Raw genomic sequence first — 23,990 nt, 5'->3', positions numbered from 1 at the left:
CCGGTGCCCTGTGTCTGCGAAAACGACTGTCAGCTTTTCGTGGAAAAGCGATAGCCGGTGCCGCGCACGGTTTGTACCAGATTTTCATAAGCGTCACCCAGGGCTTTGCGCAGGCGGCGAATGTGAACATCCACAGTGCGCTCCTCGACATAAACGTTGCCGCCCCAGACCTGGTCCAGTAACTGACCACGGGTGTAGGCGCGTTCCTGATGGGTCATGAAGAATTGCAGAAGGCGGTATTCGGTCGGGCCCATTTCTGCCGGTTTGCCATCGATGGTAACGCGGTGGCTGATCGGGTCGAGCAGCAGGCCACCGACTTCGATGGGTGCTTCACCGTCCGTCGGCCCGGCACGACGCAGCACGGCCTTGAGGCGCGCCACGAGTTCCCGAGGGGAAAACGGCTTGGTGATGTAATCGTCAGCGCCCACTTCCAGGCCCTGAATCTTGTTGTCTTCCTCGCCCTTGGCCGTGAGCATGATGATCGGGATGTCCCCGGTCAGCTCATCGCGCTTGAGACGACGCGCCAGTTCGATGCCTGAGGTTCCGGGCAGCATCCAGTCGAGCAGAATCAGGTCCGGCTTGCGATCAACGATGATCGCGTGGGCCTGCTGAGAGTTTTCGGCTTCAATACAGTCGTAGCCGGCCATTTCCAACGCAACGGCGATCATTTCGCGAATAGGCGCTTCGTCGTCAACGATCAGAATGCTCCTGCCAACCATGCTTGAACCTCGTGTCATTTAACTGTCTTGGGGCGCATTAGATAACGGAATTATTGCAGTCGTGTGACAGGTTGGGATGAGGCTATCACGCATGCCATCGGCCGACTAAGCTGGGTGGGCTGTCTCGAACTCATTTCTACGATAAAAAAGAGGATGTACCCGATGGCTAATGTCTCTACTTCACTCAAGTGTCTGCTGGCTGCCGCCGCCCTTGTATCGTCCGCACTGGCCTTCGCAGCCGAGCCTGCTATGGAGAAGGACGGCAAACTGGTCGATCATGAAGGCATGGCGCTCTACACCTTCGATAAGGACAGCACGGGCAAATCCGCCTGTAACGATCAGTGTGCGATCAACTGGCCGCCGCTTGCCGCCGAAGCCGACAGTTCGGCCGAGGGCAAGTGGACAGTGATCACCCGTGACGACAAGACCCGGCAGTGGGCTTACGACGGCAAGCCGCTCTACACCTTCAAGAGCGACACCAAGGCGGGAGAGGTCACCGGTGACGGCAAGGGCGGTGTCTGGCACGTGGCCAAACCCTGAGGCATGAAGCCATTGGGTGATCAGCGCACCGCGTAGTCGGCGACAATCCCCAGGAAGATCGCCAGCCCTGCCCAATGGTTATGGAGAAAAGCCTTGAAGCACGCGTCCCGCTCGCGCAGGCGCGTGCTCCAGAACTCCCAGGCAAAGCAGCCTGCGGCGACTGCCAGACCTGCGTAGAAACACATCCCCAGCTCGAACCGCGAACCGGCGAGCATCAGGCATCCCAGTGCCAGACCCTGCAACGTCAGAATGATCACGCGGTCCGCATCGCCGAACAGCACGGCGGTGGATTTCACACCGATCTTCAGGTCGTCGTCGCGGTCCACCATGGCGTAGTAGGTGTCGTAGCCGACCGTCCACAACAGGTTGGCGATGTAGAGCAGCCAGGCAGCGGCAGGCAAGTCGCCGGTCTCGGCCGTGAACGCCATCGGCATGCCCCACGAGAAGGCCGCACCCAGCACCACCTGCGGGTAATAGGTGTAGCGCTTCATGAAGGGGTAGCAGGCCGCCAGCGCCAGACCGCCGAATGACAGCCAGATGGTCGTTGCATTGGTGAACAGCACCAGCACAAAGCTCAGGCCCACCAGCACCGCGAACAGAATCAGTGCTTCCCGGCCGCTGACCTTGCCGCTGACCAGAGGCCGCTGCTCCGTACGCTTCACATGGCCGTCCACCTTGCGGTCGGCGTAATCGTTGATCACGCAGCCTGCCGCGCGCATCAGGAATACACCGACCGTGAAGATCAGCACGTTTGCCAGCGACGGCGAGCCCTTGCCGGCTATCCAGAGCGCCCACAATGTCGGCCACAGCAGCAGATAGACGCCGATCGGCTTGTCGATTCGTGTCAGTTGGACGAAGTCCCAGACGCGTGGATTCAGGCGATTCAGTGATTTGAGCAACGACAGGTACATCAGACGGGTTCCTTGTTCTGAACCAGGCTCAGGAAAGACGGCAGGAAGACTTCGGCGACCAGCACGCGCAACGGGCCCCGACTGAAGCAGGAGCGGCGTGCCCACAGGCCTTTGGCAGAATCGGCAGGCGGCAGGCAGGTGGCAGGGTAACGGCAGACTTCGAGCGGGCCACGGTCGAATGCAGGGTCACTGAACAGCAACTCGCCCAGTGAACGCGATCCTAGCGTGTCCATCTGCAACCCGCCGTTCTGCAGGGCGCTGCGGGCCGCCACGCTGCGGGCGAAGACCCAGCGGTTGCCATTGCCGAGCAGATACACTTCGCGAACCCAACCCTCGCTCGCCTCGGGCAGCGCCAGTGCGGCGCATTCGTCATCGCGTAATGACTGCCAGCCTTCGAACAGCGGAATGACGCTGAATCCTCCGTCGGACAGACGGTCCAAGCGACGGGTCAGGGAATCCTGATTGAACAGCCAGTCCAGAATCACCGGCGCGGGCGCATCGACCAACCGGTCGCGCTCAAGCCAGACTGGCGTCGTAAAGGCGGGGTTTTGCTGGGTCACGGTAAGCATGCGTCGGCAGTTATCGGGGCGGCGAGCTTATCACGATTGATGACCCCGACAGCCGGGGGGAAGACAGCCAGTTATATAAACGGGCTTGCATCCCGGCCTGCCGATCAGTACAACGCCCCTTCAAGCGGCGAACGACCGCTGCGCCAATACTCAGCCTGATGAATAGAGAACCGAACCATGAAGAAGTGGCAATGCATTGTCTGTGGTCTGATTTACAACGAAGCCGAGGGCTGGCCGGATGACGGCATCGCGCCGGGCACGCTCTGGCAGGATGTACCGGAAGACTGGCTGTGCCCCGACTGTGGCGTCGGCAAGATGGACTTTGAAATGTTCGAAATCGCTTGATCCACCTCACTCGGGAAACAGCAATGAGCGCACCTGTCGTCATCATCGGTACCGGCCTTGCGGGCTACAACCTCGCTCGGGAATTTCGCAAGCTGGACAGCGAAACGCCGCTGTTGCTGATCACTGCCGATGACGGCCGGTCGTACTCCAAGCCCATGCTGTCCACCGGGTTTGGCAAGAACAAGGAGGCCGACGGGCTGAGCATGGCCGAGCCTGGCGCCATGGCCGACCAATTGAAGGCTGAAGTGCGCACGCACACGCGCATCAGCGGTATCGATCCCGGCCACAAGCGCCTGTGGGTCGGTGAAGAGGCTGTGTATTACCGCGATCTGGTGCTGGCCTGGGGCGCTGAAACCATCCGCGTGCCGATCGAGGGCGACGCAGCGGATGCGGTGTTCCCGATCAACGATCTGCAGGACTACGCGCGCTTTCGGGCGGCCGCTGCCGGCAAGCGCCGTGTACTGATTCTGGGTGCAGGCCTGATCGGCTGCGAATTTGCTAACGACCTGATGCTGGGCGGCTACGAAGTGGATCTGGTCGCGCCCTGTGAACACGTCATGCCAACGCTGCTGCCCGCCGCCGCCGCGGCGGCTGTGCAGATAGGGCTCGAAGGGCTGGGCGCGCGTTTCCACCTGGGGCCGGTGCTCACGCGCCTGCAACGCAGTGGTGAGGGGCTGGAAGCCCATTTGTCCGACGGTCAGGTGATCACCTGCGATCTGGTGGTGTCGGCTATCGGCCTGCGGCCCAGAATCGATCTGGCGGCAGCCGCAGGTTTGCAGACCGGACGCGGCATTCTGGTTGATCGTTATCTGCAGACGTCGCACGCCAACATCCATGCGCTGGGCGACTGCGCGGAAGTCGACGGCTTGAACCTGCTGTACGTGATGCCCCTGATGAGCTGCGCAAGAGCCTTGGCCCAGACCCTGGCCGGAACACCCACGTCGGTGAAATACGGGCCGATGCCGATCACTGTCAAGACGCCTGCCTGCCCGCTGGTGGTTTCGCCGCCTCCGCGTGGAACACAGGGTGTCTGGAGCGTCGAAGGGCAGGGCGCCGACATCAAGGCACTGTGTCACGACGCCGAGGGACAATTGCTGGGTTACGCGTTGACCGGCGCCGCCGTTATGGAAAAACTCGCCCTGAACAAGGCGTTACCTGCGTTATTGGCATAATTTCGCGTCATTTTGTCGGATAGAACACTTATTTGTACCGATAAACCTCGTCCATCCACTGGCGCAGGTAACGTCGGCATGCCATCCTCGCTCTCGTCTGCCGCTACGTAGAGCCGTCGCGGCGCCTTGTTACTGTTTGCCATAAGCAGTACGGAACATAAAAACAAAAACCGTAAAAGAGGCTTCATATGCGTAAACCACAACTTGCAGCCGCCATTGCTGAAAAGGCGGATCTGACCAAAGATCAATCCAACCGTGTTCTCAATGCCATTCTTGAAGAAATCACCGGCGCTCTGTCTCGCAAGGACAGTGTCACCCTGGTTGGCTTCGGTACATTCCTGCAACGCCATCGTGGAGCCCGTACCGGCAAGAATCCGCAAACCGGCGAACCGGTGAAAATCAAGGCAAGCAACACGGTTGCCTTCAAACCGGGCAAAGCCTTGAAAGACAGCGTCAATCCCGAGCCAGCCAAAAAGAAGAAATCCTGATAACAACGGCTTGCCTCGGCGGGAGGTAAGCAGTGAGCGACGGGCACATCAGTCAGACTGGGTGCCCGTTTTTCATGCGCGCAGAACAACCGTGGCGTCAATGTCGTCGCGTTGACCATTCGTAAGAAGTTTCCTACTTGATTGCACTCGTCTGCCTTCCAACAGCTCAGTCTTTCCTGACTTTTTATCGTTGCTCATTCCCTTAAAGTCCCGCTCCCGCAGCTTTTCTGGCTCGCGGCGCTGAACACTAAATCTTGGGAAGTCAAAAATGAATAAGCTATGGAAGTTCGCTGCTGTTGCAACCCTGATCGCCGCCACCTCGGGCTGCGTCAGCTACAACGTGAGCCAGCCGACTGCACCACTGGAAGGCACCGTCAAAACCGATCTGAAGGCTGACGTGAAAGTGGGCGGCACCATCAGTGGCGAGTCCTCCACCAACGTACTGTTCAACTTCCTGAGCATCGGTGGCGATACCCAGTTCGCGGACGGCGTTGCCTACGGCGGTGCGAGCGGCGGCGGAATGGGCCTGGCACTTCCAGACCCGGTATCGACGGCCAAGGCTGCCGCAGCCTACAAGGCTGTCAAATCTTCCGGTGCCGACCTGATCGTTGCGCCGCGTTATGAAGTCAACGTGAAGGACTACTTCATCTTCAAGAAGGTGAATGTAAAGGTTACGGGTAACAAGGGCAGCATCAGCAGCATTCGCTGATTGATCGCCGAAGTGCTGCCGTGCCCGTCAGGGCAGCACTCACGAGCTGAAAAAATTGTCTCGATTCTCGCCGAAAATAAGAATTTTCCTACAGGAAACAGGCGGATAAGCCGCTACACTGCGCCGCCGATTCTGACCGCCGGTTCGAACTCTTGCTGAGGCTGTTACATGAAATTTCGCTTTCTTCTCTGGATGCTGGGCCTGTTGATGGGCCGCGCCAGTCGTAACAACCCTGCGTTCCAGCAACAGTTGGCGGGCAAGGACCTGACGTTCCAGTTGCAGACAACAGATGGCAGGATCGCCCGCCACTTCGTGGTTCGTGATCAGCGTATTCACAGTGTGAAAGGGCTGGCTGTAGAGCCTGCGTTTGCCATCTCGTTTCGCGATGCCGCATTCGGCTTTGCCACCCTGCAGGCCAAGAACAAGCAGCTGGCCTTCATGCAGGGTATTCAGGACAAGGACATTCAGATCAAGGGCAATCCGGCCCTGGTGATCTGGTTCCAGGGCCTCACCAAATATCTCAAGCCTAAAAAGAAGACCGGTTGATCAAGGCAGCTGCAATCCGCCCGATGCCTTGTGCAAGGCGCGCAGGTGATCACCCATCTGCTTGAGGTTGGCTTCGTTTGCGGCGATTTCCTTTGCACGTTCCGGGCCCAGCAACGCGCGTACTTCCTTATCGAGGTCGCCCGTCAGGCGCTTGAGTTGCTTCTGACGCTGGCTGCTCTCGCTTTCCAGCTGTTGCCATTCCGTAGCCTGCGGCAAGCCGTAACCTCTGCTGCCGAGCAATTCTGCAGGGCGGCTGAGGAAGCCGCTGCTGGCCAGCAGTTCCTGCAAGGTGCCGGTCGCTTTCGAGACGCGGCCGTCTTTCTGCTCCCGAGCCCCGAGATAGCTCTGCTTCACTTCGTCCTGGGCCAGCAGCAACTGTCGACGCAGGCTGGCCTGTTCCAGCAGCAGAATGGCGGCGCTTGTGCGCAGGTCAGCCTTGTCGAACCACTGACTGCGCTCGTGGGCGGGAAGGCTCATCCAGTCTTCGACGGTGGTCTGCCGGATCGGCAGTTGCTTTTTCAGCACCTCGAACATGGCCTGATAGCGGTCGCGATAGGAATCGAAGCGGTAGCCAAGCCGTAACGCTTCCTTGGGATCGTCCAGCACGCTGGTATCAGCCAGACCACGCCCTTTGAGCACTTCGAGCAAGCCGTTGGGCAGGATGCTGTCCAGACCGACCAGCTTGGGGTTATGCGTACCGCTGCGAAGCAGCTTGAGGTTCTCCACCGCGCAGTTGTTCGACAGGAAGTAATAGTTGCCGTCGTAGCTCCAGTGCATTTCGGCGGCGTGCTGGACCAGCCCTTCGATTTCAGGGCGCGACAGCGTGATCGGCACAGACGCCAGGCTGCGCAGTTCTGTCTTGGTGTACTCGTCGATTACCTGCGCCAGCGGCAGCACGAACAGTCGCGAAGGGTACGCGCCCATCAGGCCGTCCCAGCTGGATAACTGTACGTCCCCCACAAAGGCGCGGTAGGACAGGACCAGGTGCTGGTCCAGGTCGAGCCGACAGTCCGGCCCGCGTGGGCGACCCGGCTTGCAGATCACCAGACGCAGCATGCTGTGGCCCCAACGGCTCACCCAGTTCTGATTCGCCTCGGCCAACAGGTAGTCGACGGCGTAGACGCGTTCGGGGTCCAGCTTGCCCAGAGGCTCGCGGCCAAAATCACTGCCAGCGTTCAGGTACGGATAAAAGGTGGGGCAGGTCTCTTTTGCAGCAGGTGCCCAGCCGAAACGCTCCTTGTAGTAGGCGTACAGCGCAGGACGACGACAGGCGTAGGCCGGGTCGAGCAGGAAGTACTCCATGTTCACCGCCACGAACTCGAGCGGGCTGGTGGTCTCGTAGATGTCGGGACTGCGGGCAACCTGACCGTTATGTTCTTCTCGTTCGCCACGGCGTCCGACGTATTGTTGCCAGCCGGCAAGGTCCAGCAGGCGAGGATCGTCGCTCAGGGTGAAACGTCGTTCGGTCTGGCCGCGGCAGTCATCGGGCAGGCCGACGTTGCCCAGCGAGCTGTTGCGACGTGAACAGCGCACCAGCGTCGCCCGCTCGCTCGCCGACCACAGGCGTGCGCGGTCATAAATGTGAGTCAGCTCATGCAGAACGGTGGCGAGCATTTCCCGGCGTACCGTGCCGTGCGGCCGACCGGTCTGCGTCGTCGCGGCAGAGCCGTCGGTCAGCGCAGGCAGCAGATGGGTGTTGAGGTACAGCTGATAAGGGCCTGCCGCCTGGCCGTAGGCATTCTGCGGCATGTCACTGGACCAGCTCACGTTGACGGTGCGGTCCAGCGACTCGACGAAGCTGGGCGGCAGAGCGCGCATGGCCTCGTCGATCAGCGCCTGGCTGGCTTGCTGTTGGGCCGCATCAAGGCCGTTGGTCTGCAGCTCAAGCTTCAGGCTGGCTGAAGCATAAGTCCCGACCAGCGACAATGCGCCGGCAAGCAGCCAGACGCCAAGTCGCCTCACAGTGCGAGGATGGCTTCAGCCAGTGTCTGGTCGCTGGCATCGCGCGCTTCCGGCACGCGGGCACGCAGCGTATCGAAGGCCGCGTCGAGCTGGGCGCCATGGATGTCGCCGTTGCTGGCGACGTAGCTGGCTGCATCGTCCCGGGCTTCGCGCACGACTTTGGAGTCGCGGATCGAGGTGGTGGTGTCCGAGGTGAAGTCGATGGTACGACCAAATGCACGGACAATGATGTTACTCGTGGCAACAACGGTCTGAGCCTGGGCCAGGTCGGCCATCAGCAGCAGGCCAAGGGAAACAGCAATCAGCGGCGTACGCATGTCAGTAACATCTCCAGTTACGCAGAAGGGCAAAGTGGCTATTGGACGAGGATTGCCTGCGCCAGTTCAAGGTCGCTGGCACGAAGTTTTTCATCAGCCTGGCGCAGGCTGCGCAAGGCCGATTCGAGTCGGGCCCCGCGGATCTTGCCGTCGCTGGCGATGAACGCAGCAGCATCATCCTGAGCTGCCATGATCTGCTTGTTATCGAACGGTGAGCTGCTGACCTGGCTGGTGGCATACCCGGTCTTGACCAGGCCCTGCGTGGTTGAGTCGAAGGCATGGGCAGAACCCGTCCAGACCAGGCTGGCGAGAGAAGCGAGCAAAAGAGAGTGCAATGAACGCATGGCTTTCACGTACCGGCAAAACAGGCGTCAAGGCTAGCGCAATGCTCTGGCCGGAGCTACCCCGGCAGCTTGCAGGCCGCCGGAGGCACTCATCAGATGGCCAGAATGGCCTGAGCCAGCTGGGCATCGGTGGCGTGCAGTTCAGGCAACTGCTGACGGATGTGCTGGAAGGCGCCTTCCAGTTGCGCACCGCGGATATCGCCGGCGCTGGCCACGAAGCTGGCGGCATCGTCACGTGCTGCGCGAACGATCTTGTCGTCCTTGAACGAAGACGAAATATCGGAGGTCGCATCGGTCGATGCCGCGACAGCGCCGACGACTGTATCGGTCGTCACGATGAAGCTGGAGGCGTTGGCGCTTGCGGCAGCGGCAGTCAGCAGAACGGCAGCGCCAAAGGTACGTAGCAGGGACATGGTCGAATTCCGTCAGATGGAGTTACAGGCAGAGGTTGCGGGAGGCACAGGCTGTGTGCCAGGCCGATCAGGCGTCCAGCCTATATCAGCGCTGTCCGGCTTGCTATTGCAATACCGCGTTGAAACGCCATACGGCATACATGAAATGGTAACTGTACCGGCTTCGTTTTGTAACATTTAAGACTGTACTTGTTTTGCTTTTGAAATCCTTGCAGCGCAAATGACAAGACCCGATTCAGTTGCCTGAATCGGGTCTTGTATGAAGCAATTCGGGTTGCTGGCGGGAGACTTCAGCAGTCTGGGGCCAGCGGGCGCTGCATTAGCGCCAGAACGGCTTGCTCAGCTCTTCGTAACGCTGTGCTTCGCTGATACCTGCGTCGGCCAGCAAACGTGCATCCAGGCGAGCCAGTTGATGGCGGCTGGAGAGACGACGCTGCCAGAGCATCAGGTTGGCGAACATGCGCAGAGGCAAGGACGATTTGGCAGTAGTGGCGGTGCTTTCGCTGAACAGATCGGAACTGATTGTACGTTCCATGGTGTGACTTCCTTCCGCTTGTGGCGGGATAAGTGAGTTGCTTGACTGGTGCCCATTCTCCGCTTGATTGGCCAGCCCCAATAGACACAGTTCATCTGTATTGTGAGGGTTCAGTTAACTGTTTATAGGGACTGTTTTGTTCGTTATTGGGGCAACTGTACCGGTCTGCACATTTTTAGTGCATTTTGCAGTGGGTCGCACTGAATCTGACTCACCTCATGCTACTTTTGACCAGTACAGCAGTACAGTTTTTTCAAGTACAGGGAGTAACAGTGGAAAGGTGGGCAACAAAACCATTTACTCACCTCCAACTGTCTTGTTCAGACGGGCAACATGCGACCGGTCTCTTCCAGATTCAGGTGCCAACTCAGTGCGTCGCGCAGTATGTGAGGCGTATGGCCACCGCGCTGGCAGGCGGCGTTGAAATAGTCGTTCAGCGCAGCGCGATAATCAGGATGAACACAGTTGTCGATGATCACCCGGGCGCGCTCACGCGGCGCCAGACCACGCAGATCCGCCAGCCCCTGTTCGGTCACCAGAATGTCCACATCATGCTCGGTGTGATCGACATGGCTCACCATCGGCACCACGCTGGAAATCGAGCCGCCCTTGGCAATCGACTTGGTCACGAAGATGGCCAGATGCGCGTTGCGTGAGAAGTCGCCGGAGCCGCCGATGCCATTCATCATTCGCGTGCCGCACACATGGGTGGAGTTCACGTTGCCATACAGGTCGAACTCCAGGGCCGTGTTGATCCCGATGATACCCAGGCGGCGAATGACTTCCGGGTGATTGGAGATTTCCTGCGGGCGCAGCACCAGCCTGGATTTGTAGCGATTGAAGTCGGCGAACACCTGAGCGTGCTTGGAAGCTGAAAGCGTCATGGAGCTGCCCGAGGCAAAGCTCAATTTGCCTGCATCGAACAGATCGAAGGTGGAATCCTGCAACACCTCCGAATACATGGTCATGTCATGGAAGGGCGAATCCAGCAAACCGTGCATGACTGCGTTGGCAATGGTACCGATGCCTGCCTGTAATGGCATCAGGGTGTTGGTCAGCCGGTCTTCACGCACTTCATTCTTGAAGAACTCCACCAGGTGTTGGGCGATGGCCTGGGTTTCCACATCCGGCGGCAGCACAGTGGACGGGGAGTCAGGCTGATTGCTGATGACGATGCCAACGATCTTGGCCGGATCGATCTTCACCGCATGGCTGCCAATCCGCGAGTCGGCTTCCAGCACCGGGATCGGCAAACGTGTCGGGCGGTAGCTTGGAATGTAGACGTCATGCAGGCCTTCCAGCTCAAGCGGCTGGGCCAGATTGATCTCGACGATCACCTGTTTGGCGAGAATGGCGAAGCTGGCAGAGTTTCCTACCGAGGTGCTCAACACCAGATGACCGTCCTCGGTGATGGCGACGCATTCGATCACGGCCAGGTCGACCGCCTTGATCTGGCGATTGCGCAGTTGCTCGACGGTATCGGACAGGTGCTGATCGATGAACATGACGGTGCCGTCGTTGATGGCGCGGCGCAACGTGCTGTCCACCTGGAACGGCATGCGTCGGGAAAGCACACCGGATTCGGTGAGTTGCTTGTCCAGATCGTTGCCCAGGCTGGCGCCTGTCATCAGGCTGATCTTCAGTGGCGAGGTCTTGGCGCGTTCGGCCAGCGCCTGGGGAACGGCTTTGGCTTCGCCTGCGCGGGTGAAGCCACTCATGCCGACGGTCATGCCATCTTCGATCAGGGCAGCGGCGTCGGCTGCGCTCATTACCTTGCTCATCAGGGAGGGCAGGCGGATACGGTCACGGTACATGGATTCTTTCTCGGAGGTGGAGACGAGCGACAAGTCTAGAGAGTCGGGCCTTGTTCGTCCCGCTACCATGGTCGCATTTGAGGGCTCTAATTAGCGGGTCTCAGCGCAAAACACTGTTACGTGAAATGTAAAAAGCCCCGGTCGCAACGCGAGCCGGGGCTGTGCTGAAGCAGATGCAGGCTATGCGTTATCGACCGCCTTCACCATGTCCTCGATCACCTTTTTGGCGTCTCCGAACACCATCATGGTCTTGTCCAGATAGAACAGTTCGTTATCCAGACCGGCGTAGCCGCTGGCCATCGAGCGCTTGTTGACGATGATGGTCTTGGCCTTGAATGCTTCGAGGATCGGCATTCCGGCAATCGGCGATTTCGGATCGTTCTTGGCGGCCGGGTTGACCACGTCGTTGGCGCCGAGCACCAGCACCACGTCTGCCTGACCGAACTCTGAGTTGATGTCGTCCATCTCGAACACCTGGTCATAAGGCACTTCTGCCTCGGCCAGCAGCACGTTCATGTGGCCGGGCATGCGTCCTGCCACCGGGTGGATCGCGTATTTAACCGTTACGCCATGATGTACCAGCTTTTCGGTCAGTTCCTTGAGCGCATGCTGGGCACGTGCCACTGCCAGGCCGTAGCCCGGCACGATGATGACCGTGTCGGCGTTGGTCAGCAGGAAGGTGGCGTCGTCCGCCGAGCCGGATTTCACCGGGCGTGCTTCCTTCGCTCCCGCCGGGCCAGCCGTGTCCGTTGCGCCGCCGAAGCCGCCGCCGATGACATTAAAGAAGGAGCGGTTCATCGCCTTGCACATGATGTACGACAGGATCGCCCCGGAAGAGCCCACCAGCGAACCGGCGATGATCAGCATCGAGTTGTTCAACGAGAAACCGATACCCGCCGCCGCCCAGCCCGAATAGCTGTTGAGCATCGAGACCACCACCGGCATGTCGGCTCCGCCAATCGGGATGATCAGCAGAACGCCGATCACGAATGCCAGGGCGAGCATGATGGCGAACGCGGTCAGGCTGCCGGTGAACATGAACGTCAGACCGAAGAACAGGGTGGCCAGACCGAGGATCAGGTTCAGCTTGTGCTGCCCGGCAAACTGTACGGGTGCACCCTGAAACAGACGAAACCTGTACTTGCCCGACAGCTTGCCGAACGCAATCACCGAGCCGGAGAAGGTGATCGCACCAATCGCCGCGCCCAGGAACAGTTCCAGACGATTGCCGGTCGGGATGGCGTCGCCCAGGTTGCGAACGATACCCAGCGACTGAGGCTCGACCACCGCCGCGATGGCAATGAACACCGCTGCCAGACCGATCATGCTGTGCATGAAGGCCACCAGCTCCGGCATCTTGGTCATCTCGACGCGCTTGGCCATGATCGAACCGGCTGTGCCGCCGACCAACAGGCCGACGACTATATAGCCGATCCCTGCGCTGGTGCCTTCAGCGGTCGACAAGGCCGCGAGCTTGAACACCAGGCCGATCGTTGTGATGACTGCCAGCCCCATGCCCAGCATGCCGAACAGGTTGCCACGGCGCGAAGTCGTCGGGTGGGACAGGCCTTTGAGTGCCTGGATGAAGCAGATCGACGCGATCAGATACAGCAGCGTTACCAGATTCATACTCATGGCTTCTGCACCTCGTCTTTCGCTTTAGGTGCCTTTTTCTTGAACATTTCCAGCATCCGCCGGGTAACCAGAAAGCCGCCGAACACGTTGACCGCGGCCAGCGCGACCGCCAGCGTGCCCATGGTCTTGCCCAGCGGAGTGACCGTGAGCGCGGCGGCGAGCATCGCACCTACAATCACGATCGCGGAGATAGCGTTGGTCACGGCCATCAATGGCGTGTGCAGCGCAGGCGTCACGTTCCAGACCACGTGGTAGCCAACATAGATCGCCAGCACGAAAATGATCAGGTTGTAGATGCCGGGGGAGATCAACTCTTCCATTGGTGTGTCCTCAGCCGTTCTTGCGGATGACCTGGCCGTCGCGGCACATCAGGCACGCGGCGACGATGTCGTCTTCCAGGTTGATCGAGAATGCGCCGTCCTTGTCGAACAGCAGCTTCATGAAGTCCAGCAGGTTGCGCGCATACAGTGCCGAGGCATCGGCTGCGACCAATGCGGGCAGGTTGGTATAGCCAACGAGGGTGACGCCATGTTCGATGGTGACCTGATCTGCCACAGTCAGAGGACAGTTGCCGCCCTGAGCGGCTGCGAGGTCGATCACCACAGAGCCGGGCTTCATCTGCGCCACAGTTTCTGCGCTCAGGAGTACCGGTGCCTTGCGGCCGGGGATCAGCGCGGTGGTGATGACGATGTCCGAAAGCTTTGCGCGTTCATGCACGGCGACAGCCTGACGCTGCATCCAGCTGGCGGGCATGGGGCGTGCGTAACCACCGACGCCTTCAGCGCATTCGCGCTCTTCGTCGGTCTCGTAAGGGACATCTATGAATTTTGCACCCAGCGATTCGATCTGCTCTTTCACAGCCGGTCGCACGTCCGACGCTTCGACCACTGCACCCAGACGCTTGGCAGTGGCGATCGCCTGCAGGCCGGCCACACCGGCGCCGAGGATCAGCACCCTGGCAGCTTTCACCGTTCCGGCGGCCGTCATGAGCATCGGCATGAAGCGCGGGTAGTGATGAGCGGCGAGCAGGACGGCCTTGTAACCGGCGATGTTGGCTTGCGAGGACAGCACATCAAGACTCTGCGCTCGCGAGGTTCTTGGAGCGGCTTCAAGCGCGAAGGCGGTAATGCCACGCTCGGCCATCCGGGCGATGTTCTCGTTATTGAAGGGGTTGAGCATCCCGATCACGATCGTGCCGCTCTTTATAAGCGTCAGTTCGCTTTCATTCGGGGCCACGACCTTGAGGATAAGTTCGCTGGCGAAGGTGTCGTCGGCTCCGCTTATGGCGGCGCCTGCGGCCTCATAGGCACTGTCCGGTACGCTGGCATGAATGCCTGCTCCGCTTTGTACAGTGACGCTATGTCCCTGGCTGATCAGCTTCTTGATGGTCTCCGGGGTGGCAGCCACCCGGGTTTCACCTGACTGGGTTTCGAGAGGAACACCAATGTGCACGACAGAATCTCCTGCGCGATCTTTTTATCTTCATGAATAAACCAGTGCACTACGGCTGGTGCGTCTGGAGTAGCCGGTCAGCACGCCCCTGAATACAGGGAGCGCCGCATTTTGCAGGCGAAGTCAAAGGGCTTCAACAAATTCTGTAACGAGACTGAAAATTAACTACAAGTCATCCTGTGACCTATTGTCGCACAGGTCGCCTTCAGGCCTTTGTTTACGGGGATTTTCTGAGTTTATAGCTGGATTTGGCTAAAGACCGACGTTTTTCCTGAACGCAGCCGCAAACCCTGAAAAAACGGGCTTTAACCCTTATAAATAGAAGGTTTAAGGCATTGTTGAGGGTCATCGTACAACTGTTGTATATGCGACATATGCTTATATCTGTAGGTGATAAGCATCATGCACTACGCCTTGTCACAGAGGCTCAAGCCCTTACGGATGGCAGCGTGTAGCCATTTGCCTGATCAATGAGCCAGTCGCGGAAAGCCCGCAATGATGCTGATTCGACTTTTCGCTCCGGAATCATCAGGTGATAAGCCTTGTTACTCGGTAACGAACGGGCGTTGGCAATCACAAGGCGTTTTTCATGCAGCTCGCGCTGAATGAGGAAGGGTGGGATCAGCGCCACGCCCATGTCGTGCATGGCGGCTTGCGCAAGCATGGAGAACAACTCGTAGCGAGGGCCTGTCATGTCGCGTGCGATGTTGAGGTTCTGAGCGTTGAACCACTGTCGCCAGGCGTAGGGGCGCGTGGTTTGCTGAAGCAGCGGCAGTTCGGCCAGCTCGCTCGCATCGAGATGCTCGCGGCCTTGCATGAAGGCGGGGCTGCAGACGGGCATGGAGTTCTCACTCATCAGCCGATGTGCTTCGGTGCCCGACCACTCGGCATCGCCAAAGTAGATCGCGGCGTCGAAGTCGGTATCGGCGAACAGGAACGGACGTGTGCGATTGGTGAGGTTGACTGTCACTTCAGGGTGCCTGTTCTGGAAGTCCCTCAGGCGAGGCAGCAGCCACTGAGTGCCGAAGGTTGGCACCACGGCAAGCTCGATGACGCTCGTTCCCTGCTGACCCATGATCGACAGCGTGTCGCGCTCCACGGCATCCAGCTGCAGGGCGACCCGACGGCTGTAGGAAAGTCCGGCTTCCGTCAGCTTCACGCCGCGCCGTGAGCGCCGGAAAAGCTCGAGGCCAAGAAACGCTTCCAGACTACCGATCTGTCGGCATACGGCCCCTTGGGTGAGCGACAGTTCCTCGGCGGCCCTGGTGAAGCTCTCGTGGCGCGCGGCAGACTCGAAGCTGATCAGTGCGGTGGTGCTGGGTATCTTGCGTCTCATGTACGGTGTCCTCACTGATCGCTCTGATTTGTCGAGCTTCGCAACGTTTCGGAGTGAGAAATTAGCACAACAGGTTGAGGAATCCTCGTTTGTCGATGCGGCGATCCGGGTCTAGGATCAGGCACACACCATTCAGGCATACGTGAGGGCAGGTTATGAGCGGCAAAGCGAGTTTCAACTGGATCGATCCTCTTTTGCTGGATCAGCAGCTCACTGAAGAAGAGCGCATGGTTCGTGACAGCGCCGAACAGTTCGCCCAGAGCAAGCTTGCCCCACGAGTACTGGAAGCCTTTCGGCATGAGCAGACCGATCCGGCCATCTTTCGCGAGATGGGCGAAATGGGATTGCTGGGCGCGACCATTCCCGAAGAGTTTGGTGGTAGCGGCCTCAATTATGTGTGCTATGGCCTTATTGCCCGTGAGGTCGAGCGTATCGACTCCGGTTACCGCTCCATGATGAGCGTGCAATCTTCGTTGGTCATGGTGCCCATCAACGAGTTCGGTACGCAGGCGCAGAAACAGAAGTACCTGCCCAAGCTGGCCTCCGGCGAATGGATTGGCTGTTTCGGTCTGACCGAGCCCAACCACGGTTCCGATCCGGGCGCCATGATCACCCGAGCCAGGAGTGTCGAGGGCGGCTATCGCCTGACCGGCAGCAAGATGTGGATCACCAATAGCCCGATTGCCGACGTGTTCGTGGTCTGGGCGAAGGATGACGCGGGTGATATCCGCGGCTTCGTTCTCGAGAAAGGCTGGGCGGGTCTCAGCGCTCCGGCGATCCACGGCAAGGTCGGTCTGCGGGCCTCCATCACCGGCGAGATCGTGATGGATAACGTATTCGTGCCCGAAGAGAACATCTTTCCGGACGTGCGCGGGCTCAAAGGGCCGTTCACTTGCCTGAACTCGGCACGCTACGGTATTTCCTGGGGGGCTTTGGGTGCTGCGGAGTTCTGCTGGCACACGGCGCGTCAGTACACGCTTGATCGTCAGCAATTTGGTCGGCCTCTGGCGGCCAATCAGTTGATCCAGAAGAAGCTGGCTGACATGCAGACCGAAATCACGCTGGCCCTGCAGGGCTGCCTGCGTCTGGGGCGCATGAAAGATGAGGGAACCGCTGCAGTGGAGATCACCTCGATCATGAAGCGCAATTCCTGCGGCAAGTCTCTGGATATCGCACGCATGGCGCGTGACATGCTTGGCGGTAACGGCATCTCCGATGAGTTTGGTATCGCGCGCCATTTGGTCAATCTGGAAGTGGTCAATACCTATGAAGGCACGCACGACGTGCATGCGCTGATTCTGGGTCGTGCGCAGACCGGCATTCAGGCCTTCTATTAAGGAGGGCGGATCATGGGCGCGCTTTCTCATATCCGGGTGCTGGATCTGTCGCGTGTGCTGGCCGGCCCTTGGGCAGGGCAGATACTTGCCGACCTGGGTGCGGATGTCATCAAGGTCGAGCGGCCGGTGTGCGGCGACGACACCCGCTCATGGGGGCCGCCGTTTCTGAAGGATGAGGCGGGGCAGAATACAACCGAGGCGGCTTACTACCTGTCGGCCAATCGGAACAAGCAATCGGTGACCATCGACTTTACGCGCCCTGAAGGTCAGCGGCTGGTGCGGAAGCTGGTGGCGAAGTCCGACATCGTGATCGAGAATTTCAAGGTGGGTGGGCTGGCGGCCTATGGTCTGGACTATGCGTCGTTAAAGGCTGTGAATCCGAAGCTTATCTATTGCTCCATCACCGGGTTTGGTCAGACAGGTCCTTATGCGAAGCGCGCGGGCTATGACTTCATGATTCAGGGGTTGGGCGGTTTGATGAGCCTGACTGGCCGACCTGATGGCGATGAAGGTGGCGGGCCTGTAAAGGTCGGGGTGGCGCTGACTGACATATTGACCGGGTTGTATTCGACGACCGCTATTCTTGCTGCGCTGGCCCATCGTGATCAAAGCGGCGTGGGTCAGTACATCGATATGGCATTGCTGGACGTGCAGGTCGCCTGCCTCGCCAATCAGGCAATGAATTACCTGACGACTGGAGTCGCGCCAAAGCGGCTGGGGAATGCCCATCCGAACATCGTGCCGTATCAGGACTTCCCGACTGCCGATGGGGATTTCATCCTCACTGTAGGCAACGACAGCCAGTTCCGTAAGTTTGCCGAGGTGGCGGGGCAGTCGCAGTGGGCGACAGATCCTCGTTTTCTCACCAATAAGCTGCGCGTGGCCAATCGGGGTGAGCTGATACCGCTGATACGCCAGGCAACCGTGTTCAAGACGACGGCGCAGTGGGTGGATGAGTTGGAAGCGGCAGGCGTGCCTTGTGGGCCGGTCAACGATCTGGCGCAGGTGTTTGACGATCCCCAGGTGCTTGCCCGCGGACTCGCTATTGAGTTGCCGCATGCATTGGGTGGTCGTGTGGCGCAGGTGGCCAGCCCGATCCGATTGTCCGAGACACCGGTGGAGTATCGGCGTGCGCCTCCCTTGCTGGGGGAGCATACAGCGCAGGTTCTGCAGGCGTTGCTCGGTATGAGTGGGGATGAGGTGGCGGCTCTCAAGGAGGCGGGCGTGTTGTAGCTATATATAGATAGGCCGGGTTTTGGCCGTCTCTATATAGCCATAGGCTTGGGATCCACTAATTTCATCTGATTTGAAAATAACGGTTGACGCGCTCGTTGAGGTGTCTATAATTCGCCCCACTTCCGGCGCAGACGGAAACGAAAAAGCCTTGTAGTTCAATGAGTTACAAGGGTTTATCGAATGAGGTCAGCGAGGAAGTCGGTCGAGTTTTTCTGAATCGACAGCGGTGAGAAAAAAGAGTTTGACACGCGGTTGTAACGCTGTAGAATTCGCCTCCCGCTGACGAGCAACGCAGAGTTGATCGAAGCGCAAGTGATTGAAGTTGATAAGGAAACTTGGAAAACTTCAGAAAATAATCGCTTGACAGTTACAGAGGACGCTGTAGAATGCGCGCCTCGGTTGAGACGAAAGGCTCAACCCACCGCTCTTTAACAACTGAATCAAGCAATTCGTGTGGGTGCTTGTGGTGTCAGACTGAAGTCAACAGATTATCAGCAACCCAAGTTACTCCGCGAGAAATCAACGATGTAACCAACGATTGCTGAGCCAAGTTTAGGGTTTTCTCAAAACCCAGTTAGATGTTTGAACTGAAGAGTTTGATCATGGCTCAGATTGAACGCTGGCGGCAGGCCTAACACATGCAAGTCGAGCGGTAGAGAGAAGCTTGCTTCTCTTGAGAGCGGCGGACGGGTGAGTAATGCCTAGGAATCTGCCTGGTAGTGGGGGATAACGCTCGGAAACGGACGCTAATACCGCATACGTCCTACGGGAGAAAGCAGGGGACCTTCGGGCCTTGCGCTATCAGATGAGCCTAGGTCGGATTAGCTAGTTGGTGAGGTAATGGCTCACCAAGGCGACGATCCGTAACTGGTCTGAGAGGATGATCAGTCACACTGGAACTGAGACACGGTCCAGACTCCTACGGGAGGCAGCAGTGGGGAATATTGGACAATGGGCGAAAGCCTGATCCAGCCATGCCGCGTGTGTGAAGAAGGTCTTCGGATTGTAAAGCACTTTAAGTTGGGAGGAAGGGCAGTAACCTAATACGTTATTGTTTTGACGTTACCGACAGAATAAGCACCGGCTAACTCTGTGCCAGCAGCCGCGGTAATACAGAGGGTGCAAGCGTTAATCGGAATTACTGGGCGTAAAGCGCGCGTAGGTGGTTTGTTAAGTTGAATGTGAAATCCCCGGGCTCAACCTGGGAACTGCATCCAAAACTGGCAAGCTAGAGTAGGGCAGAGGGTGGTGGAATTTCCTGTGTAGCGGTGAAATGCGTAGATATAGGAAGGAACACCAGTGGCGAAGGCGACCACCTGGGCTCATACTGACACTGAGGTGCGAAAGCGTGGGGAGCAAACAGGATTAGATACCCTGGTAGTCCACGCCGTAAACGATGTCAACTAGCCGTTGGAATCCTTGAGATTTTAGTGGCGCAGCTAACGCATTAAGTTGACCGCCTGGGGAGTACGGCCGCAAGGTTAAAACTCAAATGAATTGACGGGGGCCCGCACAAGCGGTGGAGCATGTGGTTTAATTCGAAGCAACGCGAAGAACCTTACCAGGCCTTGACATCCAATGAATCCTTTAGAGATAGAGGAGTGCCTTCGGGAGCATTGAGACAGGTGCTGCATGGCTGTCGTCAGCTCGTGTCGTGAGATGTTGGGTTAAGTCCCGTAACGAGCGCAACCCTTGTCCTTAGTTACCAGCACGTTAAGGTGGGCACTCTAAGGAGACTGCCGGTGACAAACCGGAGGAAGGTGGGGATGACGTCAAGTCATCATGGCCCTTACGGCCTGGGCTACACACGTGCTACAATGGTCGGTACAGAGGGTTGCCAAGCCGCGAGGTGGAGCTAATCTCACAAAACCGATCGTAGTCCGGATCGCAGTCTGCAACTCGACTGCGTGAAGTCGGAATCGCTAGTAATCGCGAATCAGAATGTCGCGGTGAATACGTTCCCGGGCCTTGTACACACCGCCCGTCACACCATGGGAGTGGGTTGCACCAGAAGTAGCTAGTCTAACCTTCGGGAGGACGGTTACCACGGTGTGATTCATGACTGGGGTGAAGTCGTAACAAGGTAGCCGTAGGGGAACCTGCGGCTGGATCACCTCCTTAATCGACGACTCAGCTGCACCATAAGCACCCACACGAATTGCTTGATTCATTGAAGAAGACGATTAGAAGCAGCTTTTGCTTTGCACACCCTATATTGGGTCTGTAGCTCAGTTGGTTAGAGCGCACCCCTGATAAGGGTGAGGTCGGCAGTTCGAATCTGCCCAGACCCACCAGTTACCTGGTGAAGTTGGTCAGAGCGCGTACGACACCCGGTTACGGGGCCATAGCTCAGCTGGGAGAGCGCCTGCCTTGCACGCAGGAGGTCAGCGGTTCGATCCCGCTTGGCTCCACCATTTACTGCTTCTGTAAAGCTTAGAAATGAGCATTTCCTTCGGATGAAGGCTAAATGTTGATTTCTAGTCTTTGATTAGATCGTTCTTTAAAAATTTGGGTATGTGATAGAAAGAAATAGACTGTTGACCACTTTCACTGGTGGTGAACAGGCTAAGGTAAAGTTTGTGAGAACAAACTTTCGGCGAATGTCGTCTTCACAGTATAACCAGATTGCTTGGGGTTATATGGTCAAGTGAAGAAGCGCATACGGTGGATGCCTTGGCAGTCAGAGGCGATGAAAGACGTGGTAGCCTGCGAAAAGCTTCGGGGAGTCGGCAAACAGACTGTGATCCGGAGATGTCTGAATGGGGGAACCCAGCCATCATAAGATGGTTACCTTACACTGAATACATAGGTGTATGGAGCGAACCAGGGGAACTGAAACATCTAAGTACCCTGAGGAAAAGAAATCAACCGAGATTCCCTTAGTAGTGGCGAGCGAACGGGGACCAGCCCTTAAGTTGGATTGAGAGTAGCGGAACGCTCTGGAAAGTGCGGCCATAGTGGGTGATAGCCCTGTACGCGAAAGTCTCTTTGCAATGAAATCGAGTAGGACGGGGCACGAGAAACCTTGTCTGAATATGGGGGGACCATCCTCCAAGGCTAAATACTACTGACTGACCGATAGTGAACCAGTACCGTGAGGGAAAGGCGAAAAGAACCGCGGAGAGCGGAGTGAAATAGATCCTGAAACCGTATGCGTACAAGCAGTGGGAGCCCACTTTGTTGGGTGACTGCGTACCTTTTGTATAATGGGTCAGCGACTTATTTTCAGTGGCAAGCTTAACCGAATAGGGGAGGCGTAGCGAAAGCGAGTCTTAATAGGGCGTCTAGTCGCTGGGAATAGACCCGAAACCGGGCGATCTATCCATGGGCAGGTTGAAGGTTAGGTAACACTGACTGGAGGACCGAACCGACTACCGTTGAAAAGTTAGCGGATGACCTGTGGATCGGAGTGAAAGGCTAATCAAGCTCGGAGATAGCTGGTTCTCCTCGAAAGCTATTTAGGTAGCGCCTCATGTATCACTGTAGGGGGTAGAGCACTGTTTCGGCTAGGGGGTCATCCCGACTTACCAAACCGATGCAAACTCCGAATACCTACAAGTGCCGAGCATGGGAGACACACGGCGGGTGCTAACGTCCGTCGTGAAAAGGGAAACAACCCAGACCGTCAGCTAAGGTCCCAAAGTCATGGTTAAGTGGGAAACGATGTGGGAAGGCTTAGACAGCTAGGAGGTTGGCTTAGAAGCAGCCACCCTTTAAAGAAAGCGTAATAGCTCACTAGTCGAGTCGGCCTGCGCGGAAGATGTAACGGGGCTCAAACCATGCACCGAAGCTACGGGTATCATCTTTTGATGATGCGGTAGAGGAGCGTTCTGTAAGCCTGTGAAGGTGAGTTGAGAAGCTTGCTGGAGGTATCAGAAGTGCGAATGCTGACATGAGTAACGACAATGGGTGTGAAAAACACCCACGCCGAAAGACCAAGGTTTCCTGCGCAACGTTAATCGACGCAGGGTTAGTCGGTCCCTAAGGCGAGGCTGAAAAGCGTAGTCGATGGAAAACAGGTTAATATTCCTGTACTTCTGGTTATTGCGATGGAGGGACGGAGAAGGCTAGGCCAGCCTGGCGTTGGTTGTCCAGGTTTAAGGTGGTAGGCTGAGATCTTAGGTAAATCCGGGGTCTCAAGGCCGAGAGCTGATGACGAGTGTCCTTTAGGACACGAAGTGGTTGATGCCATGCTTCCAAGAAAAGCTTCTAAGCTTCAGGTAACCAGGAACCGTACCCCAAACCGACACAGGTGGTTGGGTAGAGAATACCAAGGCGCTTGAGAGAACTCGGGTGAAGGAACTAGGCAAAATGGCACCGTAACTTCGGGAGAAGGTGCGCCGGTGAGGGTGAAGCATTTACTGCGTAAGCCCACGCCGGTCGAAGATACCAGGCCGCTGCGACTGTTTATTAAAAACACAGCACTCTGCAAACACGAAAGTGGACGTATAGGGTGTGACGCCTGCCCGGTGCCGGAAGGTTAATTGATGGGGTTAGCGCAAGCGAAGCTCTTGATCGAAGCCCCGGTAAACGGCGGCCGTAACTATAACGGTCCTAAGGTAGCGAAATTCCTTGTCGGGTAAGTTCCGACCTGCACGAATGGCGTAACGATGGCGGCGCTGTCTCCACCCGAGACTCAGTGAAATTGAAATCGCTGTGAAGATGCAGTGTATCCGCGGCTAGACGGAAAGACCCCGTGAACCTTTACTATAGCTTTGCACTGGACTTTGAATTTGCTTGTGTAGGATAGGTGGGAGGCTTTGAAGCGTGGACGCCAGTCTGCGTGGAGCCAACCTTGAAATACCACCCTGGCAACTTTGAGGTTCTAACTCAGGTCCGTTATCCGGATCGAGGACAGTGTATGGTGGGTAGTTTGACTGGGGCGGTCTCCTCCTAAAGAGTAACGGAGGAGTACGAAGGTGCGCTCAGACCGGTCGGAAATCGGTCGTAGAGTATAAAGGCAAAAGCGCGCTTGACTGCGAGACAGACACGTCGAGCAGGTACGAAAGTAGGTCTTAGTGATCCGGTGGTTCTGTATGGAAGGGCCATCGCTCAACGGATAAAAGGTACTCCGGGGATAACAGGCTGATACCGCCCAAGAGTTCATATCGACGGCGGTGTTTGGCACCTCGATGTCGGCTCATCACATCCTGGGGCTGAAGCCGGTCCCAAGGGTATGGCTGTTCGCCATTTAAAGTGGTACGCGAGCTGGGTTTAGAACGTCGTGAGACAGTTCGGTCCCTATCTGCCGTGGACGTTTGAGATTTGAGAGGGGCTGCTCCTAGTACGAGAGGACCGGAGTGGACGAACCTCTGGTGTTCCGGTTGTCACGCCAGTGGCATTGCCGGGTAGCTATGTTCGGAAAAGATAACCGCTGAAAGCATCTAAGCGGGAAACTTGCCTCAAGATGAGATCTCACTGGAACCTTGAGTTCCCTGAAGGGCCGTCGAAGACTACGACGTTGATAGGTTGGGTGTGTAAGCGCTGTGAGGCGTTGAGCTAACCAATACTAATTGCCCGTGAGGCTTGACCATATAACACCCAAGCAATCTGCGACTCGAACGAGCACAGATTGCGGTGACTGTGAAGACGACACGAACCGAAAGTTTG

General features: G+C 57.6%; 21 protein-coding genes, 2 tRNA genes and 2 rRNA genes. 12 read left to right on the top strand and 13 right to left on the bottom strand.

Annotated elements, in window-relative coordinates:
• Nucleotides 1-29 precede the first annotated feature (29 nt).
• Nucleotides 30-719 (bottom strand): phosphate regulon transcriptional regulator PhoB, encoded by a 690-nt coding sequence (phoB, locus tag CFBP1590_RS26840; protein WP_004881608.1) that lies wholly within the window; start codon nucleotides 717-719, stop codon nucleotides 30-32.
• A gap of 162 nt (nucleotides 720-881) precedes the next feature.
• Between phoB and CFBP1590_RS26835 the strand changes: the two genes are divergently transcribed.
• On the top strand, nucleotides 882-1,259 hold the full coding sequence (locus CFBP1590_RS26835) for a COG4315 family predicted lipoprotein (RefSeq protein ID WP_029241625.1): 378 nt from the start codon (nucleotides 882-884) through the stop codon (nucleotides 1,257-1,259).
• A gap of 20 nt (nucleotides 1,260-1,279) precedes the next feature.
• On the opposite strand, the gene ubiA is transcribed toward CFBP1590_RS26835, so the two are convergent.
• Both ubiA and CFBP1590_RS26825 read right to left on the bottom strand, forming a co-directional pair.
• Entirely contained in the window at nucleotides 1,280-2,170 is an 891-nt protein-coding gene (gene ubiA, locus CFBP1590_RS26830) for a 4-hydroxybenzoate octaprenyltransferase (RefSeq protein WP_043304003.1), read from the bottom strand.
• Complete coding sequence (locus tag CFBP1590_RS26825) at nucleotides 2,170-2,730, bottom strand: chorismate--pyruvate lyase family protein (protein ID WP_029241623.1); 561 nt, start codon at nucleotides 2,728-2,730, stop codon at nucleotides 2,170-2,172. Before CFBP1590_RS26825 ends, ubiA begins: the two co-directional genes overlap by 1 nt.
• 186 nt (nucleotides 2,731-2,916) lie before the next feature.
• Between CFBP1590_RS26825 and CFBP1590_RS26820 the strand changes: the two genes are divergently transcribed.
• The 5 genes from CFBP1590_RS26820 (at nucleotide 2,917) to CFBP1590_RS26795 (ending at nucleotide 5,999) form a co-directional block, all read left to right on the top strand.
• Nucleotides 2,917-3,084: a rubredoxin gene (locus CFBP1590_RS26820; RefSeq protein WP_058430849.1), complete on the top strand. Its 168-nt coding sequence runs from the start codon at nucleotides 2,917-2,919 to the stop codon at nucleotides 3,082-3,084.
• Between the two features lie 23 nt (nucleotides 3,085-3,107).
• Nucleotides 3,108-4,256, top strand: coding sequence for an NAD(P)/FAD-dependent oxidoreductase (locus CFBP1590_RS26815; RefSeq protein WP_088236301.1), 1,149 nt, complete (start codon nucleotides 3,108-3,110; stop codon nucleotides 4,254-4,256).
• A gap of 188 nt (nucleotides 4,257-4,444) precedes the next feature.
• Nucleotides 4,445-4,744, top strand: coding sequence for an HU family DNA-binding protein (locus CFBP1590_RS26805; protein ID WP_004881597.1), 300 nt, complete (start codon nucleotides 4,445-4,447; stop codon nucleotides 4,742-4,744).
• Between the two features lie 268 nt (nucleotides 4,745-5,012).
• On the top strand, nucleotides 5,013-5,453 hold the full coding sequence (locus CFBP1590_RS26800; protein WP_025995431.1) for a hypothetical protein: 441 nt from the start codon (nucleotides 5,013-5,015) through the stop codon (nucleotides 5,451-5,453).
• Between the two features lie 168 nt (nucleotides 5,454-5,621).
• Nucleotides 5,622-5,999 carry a hypothetical protein gene (locus CFBP1590_RS26795; protein ID WP_058430851.1) on the top strand — a complete coding sequence of 126 codons (378 nt, stop codon included), beginning with the start codon at nucleotides 5,622-5,624 and terminating at the stop codon, nucleotides 5,997-5,999.
• On the opposite strand, the gene CFBP1590_RS26790 is transcribed toward CFBP1590_RS26795, so the two are convergent.
• The 10 genes from CFBP1590_RS26790 to CFBP1590_RS26745 form a co-directional block, all read right to left on the bottom strand.
• The gene (locus CFBP1590_RS26790) at nucleotides 6,000-7,961 is read right to left on the bottom strand and encodes a DUF7844 domain-containing protein (protein WP_025995430.1); all 1,962 of its coding nucleotides are present in this window, start codon (nucleotides 7,959-7,961) and stop codon (nucleotides 6,000-6,002) included. It lies immediately after the preceding gene.
• Nucleotides 7,958-8,278: a DUF2388 domain-containing protein gene (locus CFBP1590_RS26785; RefSeq protein WP_004881587.1), complete on the bottom strand. Its 321-nt coding sequence runs from the start codon at nucleotides 8,276-8,278 to the stop codon at nucleotides 7,958-7,960. Before CFBP1590_RS26785 ends, CFBP1590_RS26790 begins: the two co-directional genes overlap by 4 nt.
• A 38-nt stretch (nucleotides 8,279-8,316) precedes the next feature.
• Nucleotides 8,317-8,622, bottom strand: coding sequence for a DUF2388 domain-containing protein (locus CFBP1590_RS26780; protein WP_029241621.1), 306 nt, complete (start codon nucleotides 8,620-8,622; stop codon nucleotides 8,317-8,319).
• 92 nt (nucleotides 8,623-8,714) lie between these two features.
• The gene (locus tag CFBP1590_RS26775) at nucleotides 8,715-9,035 is read right to left on the bottom strand and encodes a DUF2388 domain-containing protein (protein ID WP_025995428.1); all 321 of its coding nucleotides are present in this window, start codon (nucleotides 9,033-9,035) and stop codon (nucleotides 8,715-8,717) included.
• A gap of 319 nt (nucleotides 9,036-9,354) precedes the next feature.
• Nucleotides 9,355-9,570 (bottom strand): DUF1127 domain-containing protein, encoded by a 216-nt coding sequence (locus tag CFBP1590_RS26770; protein WP_004881584.1) that lies wholly within the window; start codon nucleotides 9,568-9,570, stop codon nucleotides 9,355-9,357.
• Between the two features lie 320 nt (nucleotides 9,571-9,890).
• Nucleotides 9,891-11,384, bottom strand: a complete 1,494-nt coding sequence (gene scpC / locus CFBP1590_RS26765; RefSeq protein WP_025995427.1) for a succinyl-CoA:acetate CoA-transferase ScpC — start codon at nucleotides 11,382-11,384, stop codon at nucleotides 9,891-9,893.
• A 180-nt stretch (nucleotides 11,385-11,564) separates the two neighbouring features.
• Nucleotides 11,565-13,019 carry an NAD(P)(+) transhydrogenase (Re/Si-specific) subunit beta gene (locus tag CFBP1590_RS26760; protein ID WP_025995426.1) on the bottom strand — a complete coding sequence of 485 codons (1,455 nt, stop codon included), beginning with the start codon at nucleotides 13,017-13,019 and terminating at the stop codon, nucleotides 11,565-11,567.
• The gene (locus tag CFBP1590_RS26755; RefSeq protein ID WP_004881581.1) at nucleotides 13,016-13,339 is read right to left on the bottom strand and encodes an NAD(P) transhydrogenase subunit alpha part 2; all 324 of its coding nucleotides are present in this window, start codon (nucleotides 13,337-13,339) and stop codon (nucleotides 13,016-13,018) included. The genes CFBP1590_RS26760 and CFBP1590_RS26755 overlap by 4 nt, the downstream gene beginning before the upstream one ends.
• Before the next feature lie 10 nt (nucleotides 13,340-13,349).
• On the bottom strand, nucleotides 13,350-14,471 hold the full coding sequence (locus CFBP1590_RS26750) for a Re/Si-specific NAD(P)(+) transhydrogenase subunit alpha (RefSeq protein ID WP_088236300.1): 1,122 nt from the start codon (nucleotides 14,469-14,471) through the stop codon (nucleotides 13,350-13,352).
• Nucleotides 14,472-14,898: 427 nt separating this feature from the next.
• Complete coding sequence (locus CFBP1590_RS26745; protein ID WP_029241619.1) at nucleotides 14,899-15,807, bottom strand: LysR family transcriptional regulator; 909 nt, start codon at nucleotides 15,805-15,807, stop codon at nucleotides 14,899-14,901.
• 155 nt (nucleotides 15,808-15,962) lie between these two features.
• Here CFBP1590_RS26745 and CFBP1590_RS26740 point away from each other — a divergent pair, with 155 nt between their 5' ends.
• The 6 genes from CFBP1590_RS26740 to CFBP1590_RS26710 all read left to right on the top strand — a co-directional run bounded on the left by CFBP1590_RS26740 (nucleotide 15,963) and on the right by CFBP1590_RS26710 (nucleotide 23,914).
• Nucleotides 15,963-17,144 carry an acyl-CoA dehydrogenase gene (locus tag CFBP1590_RS26740; RefSeq protein ID WP_029241618.1) on the top strand — a complete coding sequence of 394 codons (1,182 nt, stop codon included), beginning with the start codon at nucleotides 15,963-15,965 and terminating at the stop codon, nucleotides 17,142-17,144.
• A 9-nt stretch (nucleotides 17,145-17,153) separates the two neighbouring features.
• On the top strand, nucleotides 17,154-18,377 hold the full coding sequence (locus tag CFBP1590_RS26735) for a CaiB/BaiF CoA transferase family protein (RefSeq protein WP_179302837.1): 1,224 nt from the start codon (nucleotides 17,154-17,156) through the stop codon (nucleotides 18,375-18,377).
• Between the two features lie 587 nt (nucleotides 18,378-18,964).
• Nucleotides 18,965-20,501 (top strand): 16S ribosomal RNA (locus tag CFBP1590_RS26725).
• A 96-nt stretch (nucleotides 20,502-20,597) separates the two neighbouring features.
• A tRNA-Ile gene (locus CFBP1590_RS26720) sits at nucleotides 20,598-20,674 on the top strand.
• A gap of 44 nt (nucleotides 20,675-20,718) precedes the next feature.
• Nucleotides 20,719-20,794: transfer RNA gene (locus CFBP1590_RS26715), tRNA-Ala, on the top strand.
• 227 nt (nucleotides 20,795-21,021) lie between these two features.
• A 23S ribosomal RNA gene (locus tag CFBP1590_RS26710) occupies nucleotides 21,022-23,914 on the top strand.
• Together the 16S and 23S rRNA genes with 2 tRNA genes alongside form the textbook arrangement of a ribosomal RNA operon.
• Nucleotides 23,915-23,990: the final 76 nt, after the last annotated feature.

This window comes from Pseudomonas viridiflava, from assembly GCF_900184295.1.
In the GTDB taxonomy this organism is placed as follows: Bacteria; Pseudomonadota; Gammaproteobacteria; order Pseudomonadales; family Pseudomonadaceae; genus Aquipseudomonas; species Aquipseudomonas viridiflava.
The sequence above is the reverse complement of the archived record's forward strand: the minus strand, read 5'-3'. Positions and strand labels throughout refer to the sequence as shown.